This is a genomic window from uncultured Aggregatibacter sp., assembly GCF_938046485.1.
In the GTDB taxonomy this organism is placed as follows: domain Bacteria; phylum Pseudomonadota; class Gammaproteobacteria; order Enterobacterales; family Pasteurellaceae; genus Aggregatibacter.
In genome coordinates, this window is sequence record NZ_CALIWN010000027.1 from 1 (window position 1) to 8,208 (window position 8,208).

Here is an 8,208-nt window from a genome sequence, read left to right on the forward strand (position 1 = left end):
AAGTATAGGCCCTTATAGGGGAGCCTAAAAACCGCACGTTTTACGTGCGGATTGTGATTTGAATAAATCAAAGGCCGATTTCGGCACACCGTCAACATCAGCCTTTTGATGAATAAGTGCGGTCGGTTTTCAACATGTTTTTCTACATTGGAAAACGTTTCCAAAATCCACCGCACTTTTTGTTTCTGCCAACCGCTAAAAGGGATTACATTGTGCCGGATTACCGCTGGTTAGCCCCACTTTAAACCATTGCAAACGCTGAGCTGACGTGCCATGGGTAAAACTATCGGGAACCACATAACCTTGGCTGCGTTTTTGTAAACGGTCATCGCCTACGGATTCCGCCGCATTAAACGCTTTTTCAATATCGCCACGTTCAAATAAACCGCTTTTTACCGCTTGTGATGCCCACACGCCGGCATAGCAATCCGCCTGAAGTTCTAATTTCACGGAAAGTTGATTTGCTTCCGTGCGGGATGAACGACTTTGCAGACGATGCACTTGTGTCAACGTGCCGAATAAATTCTGTACATGATGCCCCACTTCATGGGCAATCACATAAGCGAACGCGGATTCGCCGGCCGCCCCCAGTTTATTTTTCATGTCGTTATAAAAGGATAAATCCAAATAGACCCGTTGATCATTTGGACAATAAAATGGCCCCATGGCAGATTGCCCGGTGCCGCATGCTGTCGGGGTTACGCCGTTGTAGATAACCATGCGAGGTTCTACATATTGTCGATTATTTTTGGAAAAGTATGTGGACCACACTTCCTCTGTATCGCCAAGCACCACTTTAGAGAGTTTAAATAATTGGTCTTCTTGCTGTGATTGCAAAGGTGAACTTTGCGTAGTGCCCACCTCCATCTCACCAACCAAGCCTGATAAATCCACGCCATAATAAGCGCCGACCAAAATAATGATCAGCCCCAAAACACCGGTCGGTTTTCCGCCACCGAAACCACCGCCCGAGGCGCGTCTGTCTTCCACATTTGAACTTTCTCTACGACCTTGCCAACGCATAAGCTTTCCTATCTTTAAGTTAAATTCGCGCTATTCTAATCTAGAACCCTTTTTTCCGCCTAACATTTTATTCCTAGACTTATACGGCTGAATTGGGTATGTTGTGACTCCCTAAATCAATCAACAAGGAGATGAAAATGGGATTATTTGATTTTATCGGCGATATCGGTAAGAAAATCTTCAGCAAAGAAGAAGAGGCTTCCGCCGCAGTAACCCAACACATTAACGAAGACAACCCGGGGGTTGCGGATGTGGCGGTGAAAGTCGAAAACGGCGTGGCGAAAATTTCAGGCGTGGCAAGCTCTGCCGATGCGTTGGAAAAAGCGGTATTAATGGCGGGTAACATCATCGGTATCAACAATGTCAATATTGATGACGTAACAATAAAAAACGGCGAATCCCTTGCCGGCGATGATGAATTTTATATCATCCAAAAAGGCGATACCCTTTGGAAAATTGCTGAAAAACATTACGGTGACGGCAACAAATATGCTGCCATCGTAACGGCAAATAAAGAAGTGATTAAAGACGCAGATAAAATCTTCCCGGGCCAAAAAATTCGTTTACCGAAAAGCCTATAGTGTTATTAAAAACCTTTGAATAAATGACCGCACTTGATGATATAAGTGCGGTTTTTTTTACTGTGTTTTAATTGAATCACAGCGTGCTTGTTGCACGAAATTGTGAAACCCAAAAGGGGTAAATAACGTTCCGTACGTGGTTTGGTCGTGCATCAAGATGCACGGTACGCACTTATAGTATTATTTAAAAACGTTTAAATAAACGACCGCACTTGATGGTATAAGTGCGGTCTTTTTTTTATTATGTTTTAACTATTCTTCAATAGAACGCAATAATTCATTAATACCGACTTTGCCTAAAGTCTTGGCATCTACTTTTTTCACGATAACAGCACAGTAAAGGCTGTATTTACCGCATTTTGACGGGAGGCTACCGGACACTACAACGGAACCTGCCGGCACGCGACCATAGTGAATTTCGCCGGTTTCGCGATCATAAATTTTGGTAGATTGGCCGATAAAGACACCCATGGAAATCACACAACCGTCTTCAACAATCACCCCTTCTACTACTTCAGAACGTGCGCCGATAAAGCAGTTATCGCCGATAATGGTTGGGTTGGCTTGTAAGGGTTCTAATACGCCACCGATCCCTACGCCACCGGATAAGTGCACGTTTTTACCGATTTGTGCGCAAGAGCCGACTGTTGCCCAAGTATCCACCATCGTTCCTTCGCCCACATACGCCCCGATATTCACGTAAGATGGCATTAATACTGTGTTTTTAGCAATGTATGCCCCTTTACGAACGGTAGCAGAAGGCACGACACGGAAACCTTCTTGTTGGAAACGTTCTTCTGTGTAATCGGCAAATTTTAAAGCGACTTTGTCGTAGTATTTGGTTTCTGCACCATCAATAATGTGATTGTCATTGATACGGAAAGAGAGCAACACCGCTTTCTTCAACCATTGGTGAGTGACCCATTCGTCATCAATTTTTTCGGCGACACGGTATTTGCCACAATCTAAGCCTTCGATCACTTCTTCAATGGCGGCACGGATTTGTGCATCAACGGTTTTCGGTGTAATTTCTGCGCGTTTTTCAAAGGCGTTTTCAATGATTTGTTGTAAATTTGACATGTTTTTTCCTATATCAATGTGAGTTAAATAAACGTTATAAAACATCTAATGTGACGTTATCAAAAAGTTTTTTTACCGCATTATTATCGTGCAGACGTTCGGCTTTTTCTACGTTTTCACGGGTTAAGTGCGGTGAAAAATAAGTAATAAAATCATACATATAATTACGTAAGAACGCACTGTTCTTAAAAGCGATTTGGGTCATGCTTGGGCGGAAGAGATGATCCGCTTTAATGGCAATGAGATCCGTATCTGCTGCAGTATGCGCCATGGATGCCATGATACCCACGCCCAATCCCATGCGTACATAGGTTTTAATAATATCGGCATCCGTTGCCGTAAAGACGATATTTGGCAAAATCCCAGCGCCATTAAACGCATAATCTAAATCTGATACGCCGGTGAAACCGAATGTATAGGTTACCAGTGGGTATTTGCCTAATTCTTCAATGGTCAGCTGTTCACATTTCGCTAAGGGATGATCAGGCCTTATGATCACAGAACGATTCCATAAATAACAAGGCAATAAGACTACCCCATCAAATAAATACTGCGCTTCGGTGGTGATCGCCAAATCCACTTCATCTGATAATAGCGCATCGTAAATTTGTGAAGGCGAACCTTGGTGAATATGCAGGCTCACATTCGGGTAACGCTTAGAAAAACGCTCAACCACCGATGGCAACATATAACGTGCTTGCGTATTCGTTGTGGCGATGCGTAACATCCCATGATCCGGCTTCGTATATTCATCGGCAATTGAACGAATGCCTTGCATTTTCATCATTAATTCTCGAGAAATGGCGACAATGCGCTTTCCCGGAGGCGTTAAGCCTTTAATATGTTTGCCGTTACGCTCAAAAATTTCCAATCCAAGTTCACTTTCTAATAAGCGAACTTGCTTACTGATTCCCGGCTGTGAAGTAAACAGGGCATTTGCCGCTTCCGTCACATTAAAATTTTGATTCACAATCTCAACCACATAGCGAAGTTGCTGAAATTTCATGGTTTCCTCTCGTTAATCATGAGCACTATTTTTTATAACGTTTACTGAGTTCCGAATAGCGTTTGACGGCTTTACGAATCTGTCCGGCTTTCGGTTTACGGCGTTGTTTATGGGCGTCAACTTTTGTTTCCGTTTCCGGTGGTAGCCCCACTAAATCACGCAAATAATTCACTTCATCTAACGCCATTTCCTGCCAACCGCCACGCGGCAAGGTTTTCATTAATTTAATATTGCCATAACGAATGCGAATCAAGCGGCTGACTTGAATGCCTTGAGATTCCCATAAACGACGTACTTCACGGTTGCGCCCCTCCATCAAGGTGACATCAAACCATTGATTCATGCCAACGCCACCGCCGAATTTAATCTCTTTAAAATTCGCCAGGCCATCTTCTAACTGCACGCCTTTTTTTAAGCGAGCTAACATCGCTTCATCCACTTGCCCGAAAACACGCACAGAATATTCCCGTTCCACTTCACGGCTTGGATGCATTAAGCGATTCGCCAGTTCGCCATCAGTCGTAAATAACAGCAAACCTGACGTGTTAATATCCAAACGCCCGACCGCAATCCAACGTGCACCGTTTAAACGAGGCAAGCGATCAAACACCGTTGCGCGCCCTTCCGGATCATGACGAGTGCAAAGCTCCCCTTCCGGTTTGTAATACATTAACACCCGACACACTTCTTTTTGTGCTTGTGTGAGATTAATAAGATTGCCGTCAATCCGCACTTTCACGCCTGAATGTACGTTAATGCGATCACCTAATGTAGCGATTTTGCCGTCCACGCTCACGCGATTTTCTGCAATGATGGCTTCGATTTCACGGCGGGAACCTTGTCCGGCACGGGCTAAGACTTTTTGTAATTTTTCGCCCTCTGCTGCCATGGATTTATTGACAGATTTCGGCGCAGATTGACGGGGTTTGGCTCCCACTGTTTTTTCTTTATTATTGGCTGAAAAGTGCGGTCGATTTGACGTGCGTTTTTGTGTTGTGGCTTTCATAAATCCTCGTTGTCGCTTTCCCAAGCGTCTGTTGTCGATTAAATAAATGGTGTAATGGCGCCGCTGCCTTCGCGTAAAATCACCGGTGTATTTTCGGTTAAATCCACCACTGTGGTAGGTTCTTGCCCTAAATAACCACCGTGAATAATTAAATCTACCTGACGTTCCAAACGATCACGGATTTCTTCCGGATCCGATTGCGTGATATGTTCTTCATTCGGCAACATCAAAGAGCAAGACAAAATCGGTTCGCCTAAGGCTTTCAATAAATCCAAGGCGATTTGATTATCCGGTACACGAATGCCGATGGTTTTACGTTTCGATGTCATTAAACGACGCGGCAATTCTTTCGTCGCCGTTAAAATAAACGTATAACGACCGGGCGTGTTATTTTTAATTAAACGATAGGCAGAATTGGTCACCAACGAATAATTGGATAATTCGGACAAATCACTACATACCAACGTAAAATTGTGCCCTTCCGGCAACTGGCGAATTTGCACGATACGATCCATGGCGTGCTTATCGCCGATCATACATCCCAAGGCGTAACCGGAATCAGTCGGATACACAATGACGCCACCGTTACGCAGAATTTCAACTGCCTGATTAATCAATCGGGCTTGCGGATTTTCGGGATGAATATAAAAAAATTGACTCATATTCTTCACTCTCCGAGTAAATAGCGAGGCATTATACCAGTTTCAAATAAGGCGGGATAACGGTTTGTTTTACAGAACCCCTATATCACGCCGATTTAAAATGATTGAAAAATTGACCGCACTTTACTTCACTGAACCACACGTCAAACAATACAAATATTGCCCTTTCGGATCGTTAAAGCGAGTTAATGTGCCAAGCGGTTTAGTTAACTGCGTGAACGCTTTCGGTAACCCAACGCTTTCAAGCACGAAACCTTGCGCCCAAGTTTTCGCATCGCCTTTGAAGTCACGTAACATTTTTTTCAATAATGAGCTGTCTTCATCCACAATCCATTCCACTGAGAATGAGGCTTCATCGAGTTTATCTTTTTCTGCCCGTTTTTCATTCACTAATTCAATTGTCTTACCGATGGCCGTATCTAATGTCCCAAGCTCATCTACCAATTTATGTTCAAGCGCTTCAGAGCCTAGCCAAACCTGACCTTGCGCAATATTATCCACTTGCGCCTTGGTTAAATGGCGACCCTCACTGACTTTCGTTAAAAATTGATCGTAGCCATGTTCAATTTCCAACTGAATAACATCATTTAAGGTTGGCGATAAAGGTGAAAATAATGAACTGAACCTTAAATCAGAGGTTTTCACGCCATCTGCGGTAATCCCCATTTTTTTAATGGTGTTCTCAAAGGTCGGCAACATAGCAAAAATACCGATTGAGCCGGTAATCGTATTTTTATCGGCGACAATATAATCGGCTGTCGAGGAAATCCAATAGCCACCTGAAGCCGCCATACCGCCCATAGAAACCACCACAGGTTTGCCGGCATTTTGTAAATGTGTCACTTCTTGACGAATGATCTCTGAAGCAAACGCACTGCCACCGGGGCTATTGACACGCAACACCACGCCTTTCACTTTGTCGTCGTCATAGGCTTGGCGTAACAATTTGGCAACTGTATCGCCACCCACATTTTCTTCGTCGCTGTCACCATCAATAATAGCGCCTTCCACATTCACTACCGCAATCTGGTTGTCGGTTTCCCCATGCATACGATCAGGCAAAGAGGCTAAATATCTCTCGTAATCCACCATTTTCGGTTGATGATCCTTATCTTCACCGAAAAGTGCGGTCAGTTTTTTATCTAAATTTAAACGATCTATTGCGCCGGTTACGAGCTTGCGTTGCTTCACATAGGCCGCGGTATCACCTTTTAACGCTTTCAATTCGGTTAAAAACGTATGTGCGTCCGGTGCAACGGCACTTTGCTGAATATCACGATTCTCTGCCACACGTTGCTTATAATGATTCCACATGGTATTTAACCAACGTTGTAAATTCGCCTTGGCTTCATCAGACATCTCATTGCGTAAATACGGTTCGACTGCCGATTTGTAAGTGCCGACGCGAAAGACGTGCGGGTTCACTTCGAGTTTATCGAGCATATCTTTAAAATACAGCGTTTCCTGTGCCAAACCATCAATGGACACGGAACCTGTCGGGTTCATATAAATTTCATCGGCATAACTGGCAAGGAAATATTGCGCTTGATTATAGTTATCCGCATAAGCAATCACCTGTTTGCCGCTTTCTTTGAAATTTTCAATCGCCTCGCCCACATATTCAAGCGCCGGCAAATCACCGCCTTGGAAAAAGTTTAAATCCAACACTAAACCACGAATATTGTCGTCTTGTGCGGCAGAATCAATCGCATATACCAGATCAAAAGTAGAATATTGTTGCGGAATATTCTGCCCATCCAGCTCTTTTAAAAGGGTTTTGAAATCGTTTTTCTCATCGCGATTATCGGCCAAATAGCCATCTAAATTGAGCAATAACGCCCCTTGATCACCTCTTAGCACAGTTTTTTCCGACTTATCTGCGCCAATCATCAAGGTTGCAACAGATAAAAGCACCAAAACGAAAACAAGAAACACCAAATTCATGACCAAATCACGAATAAAATTTAATATTCGCCAAGCGAACTTAATACAAGATAAAATGACGTTCATACCACCTCAAAAAGCGATCTAAAAGGATGCTTAAAATACCACAAACCGCCTGCGCAATAAACACGCGGAAAAAATAAACTGTGCTATAATCCACCGCACTTTTCGTCTCACCCACAAATGAAGGACAATCATGGATGCATTAAAATTGCTTACCGAGCGTTATTCGGAGAAAAAACTGAGCGCCCCAGCCCCCGATAAACACCAATTAACCCAAATGTTTCAAGCGGCATTGCGCAGCCCTGATCATGGCAGGCTGCAACCTTATCGTTTTATTGTCATTGAGCAAGATAAAATGACGGAATTAAGCCGTTTATTAAAAAGCGCCGTACATGAACTGAACCTTGGTGAAGAACGCTTGAAAAAAGCCGAAAACCTAGCAACCCGCGCCCCAATGATCATCGGTGTTGTTGCCAAAATCGATCCGAATATTAAAAAAGTTCCGGAATGGGAACAACTGCTTTGCGCAGGTTGCGCGACCTATGCCATTCAATTAGCGGCAAACGCTTTAGGCTTTAAAAACGTTTGGGTTAGCGGCCCTTGGTTGGACGGGAGCGACTTACGCCAAGCATTCCAATGCGATACTGCAGATAAAATCATCGGTTTCTTGATGATCGGATCTGCTGAAGATAAATTGGAAAGAGAGAAAAAAACGTTAAATTTGGATGAGCTTGTGTTTTCTCTTTAATGTAAAAATACCCCAAAAACAGACCGCACTTGACTAAGCAATCAAAGTGCGGTCTGTTTTTTTATTATAGCAAGCCAAAGTCTGGCTATAAAAACCATACACTATGCGTATGGAGCTAAATAGCTTAAGCGATGAACAGAAAAAAATCCCTGCTA

8 protein-coding genes are annotated in these 8,208 nt (G+C 43.5%); 2 read left to right on the forward strand and 6 right to left on the reverse strand.

Going from position 1 to position 8,208, the window contains the following annotated elements; genetic code table 11:
• Window positions 1–195 precede the first annotated feature (195 nt).
• Complete coding sequence (locus Q0203_RS03310) at window positions 196–1,023, reverse strand: neutral zinc metallopeptidase (protein ID WP_297929519.1); 828 nt, start codon at window positions 1,021–1,023, stop codon at window positions 196–198.
• A 137-nt stretch (window positions 1,024–1,160) separates the two neighbouring features.
• On the opposite strand from Q0203_RS03310, the gene lysM reads away from it, so the two are divergent.
• Entirely contained in the window at window positions 1,161–1,604 is a 444-nt protein-coding gene (lysM, locus tag Q0203_RS03315) for a peptidoglycan-binding protein LysM (RefSeq protein WP_297929520.1), read from the forward strand.
• A 252-nt stretch (window positions 1,605–1,856) separates the two neighbouring features.
• Here the strand turns inward: lysM and dapD are convergent, their stop codons facing one another.
• From dapD to sppA, 5 genes are all read right to left on the reverse strand, one after another.
• Entirely contained in the window at window positions 1,857–2,684 is an 828-nt protein-coding gene (dapD, locus tag Q0203_RS03320) for a 2,3,4,5-tetrahydropyridine-2,6-dicarboxylate N-succinyltransferase (protein WP_297929522.1), read from the reverse strand.
• 34 nt (window positions 2,685–2,718) lie between these two features.
• Window positions 2,719–3,690: an HTH-type transcriptional regulator CysB gene (gene cysB / locus Q0203_RS03325; protein WP_297929523.1), complete on the reverse strand. Its 972-nt coding sequence runs from the start codon at window positions 3,688–3,690 to the stop codon at window positions 2,719–2,721.
• 25 nt (window positions 3,691–3,715) lie between these two features.
• On the reverse strand, window positions 3,716–4,696 hold the full coding sequence (gene rluB / locus Q0203_RS03330; RefSeq protein WP_297929525.1) for a 23S rRNA pseudouridine(2605) synthase RluB: 981 nt from the start codon (window positions 4,694–4,696) through the stop codon (window positions 3,716–3,718).
• A 38-nt stretch (window positions 4,697–4,734) separates the two neighbouring features.
• A complete protein-coding gene (locus Q0203_RS03335; RefSeq protein ID WP_297929527.1) occupies window positions 4,735–5,358 on the reverse strand; it encodes an L-threonylcarbamoyladenylate synthase in 624 nt (207 codons plus the stop codon).
• A gap of 123 nt (window positions 5,359–5,481) precedes the next feature.
• Window positions 5,482–7,368, reverse strand: coding sequence for a signal peptide peptidase SppA (gene sppA / locus Q0203_RS03340; protein ID WP_297929529.1), 1,887 nt, complete (start codon window positions 7,366–7,368; stop codon window positions 5,482–5,484).
• Window positions 7,369–7,498: 130 nt separating this feature from the next.
• Here sppA and Q0203_RS03345 point away from each other — a divergent pair, with 130 nt between their 5' ends.
• The gene (locus Q0203_RS03345) at window positions 7,499–8,053 is read left to right on the forward strand and encodes a nitroreductase family protein (protein ID WP_297929531.1); all 555 of its coding nucleotides are present in this window, start codon (window positions 7,499–7,501) and stop codon (window positions 8,051–8,053) included.
• The last annotated feature ends 155 nt before the right edge of the window (window positions 8,054–8,208 follow it).

Excerpts from the sequence above, each read along its gene's own strand:
- Q0203_RS03310 (WP_297929519.1), bottom strand. The coding sequence starts at position 1,023 with ATGCGTTGGCAAGGTCGTAGAGAAAGTTCAAATGTGGAAGACAGACGC.
- lysM (WP_297929520.1), top strand. The coding sequence starts at position 1,161 with ATGGGATTATTTGATTTTATCGGCGATATCGGTAAGAAAATCTTCAGC.
- dapD (WP_297929522.1), bottom strand. The coding sequence starts at position 2,684 with ATGTCAAATTTACAACAAATCATTGAAAACGCCTTTGAAAAACGCGCA.
- cysB (WP_297929523.1), bottom strand. The coding sequence starts at position 3,690 with ATGAAATTTCAGCAACTTCGCTATGTGGTTGAGATTGTGAATCAAAAT.
- rluB (WP_297929525.1), bottom strand. The coding sequence starts at position 4,696 with ATGAAAGCCACAACACAAAAACGCACGTCAAATCGACCGCACTTTTCA.
- Q0203_RS03335 (WP_297929527.1), bottom strand. The coding sequence starts at position 5,358 with ATGAGTCAATTTTTTTATATTCATCCCGAAAATCCGCAAGCCCGATTG.
- sppA (WP_297929529.1), bottom strand. The coding sequence starts at position 7,368 with ATGAACGTCATTTTATCTTGTATTAAGTTCGCTTGGCGAATATTAAAT.
- Q0203_RS03345 (WP_297929531.1), top strand. The coding sequence starts at position 7,499 with ATGGATGCATTAAAATTGCTTACCGAGCGTTATTCGGAGAAAAAACTG.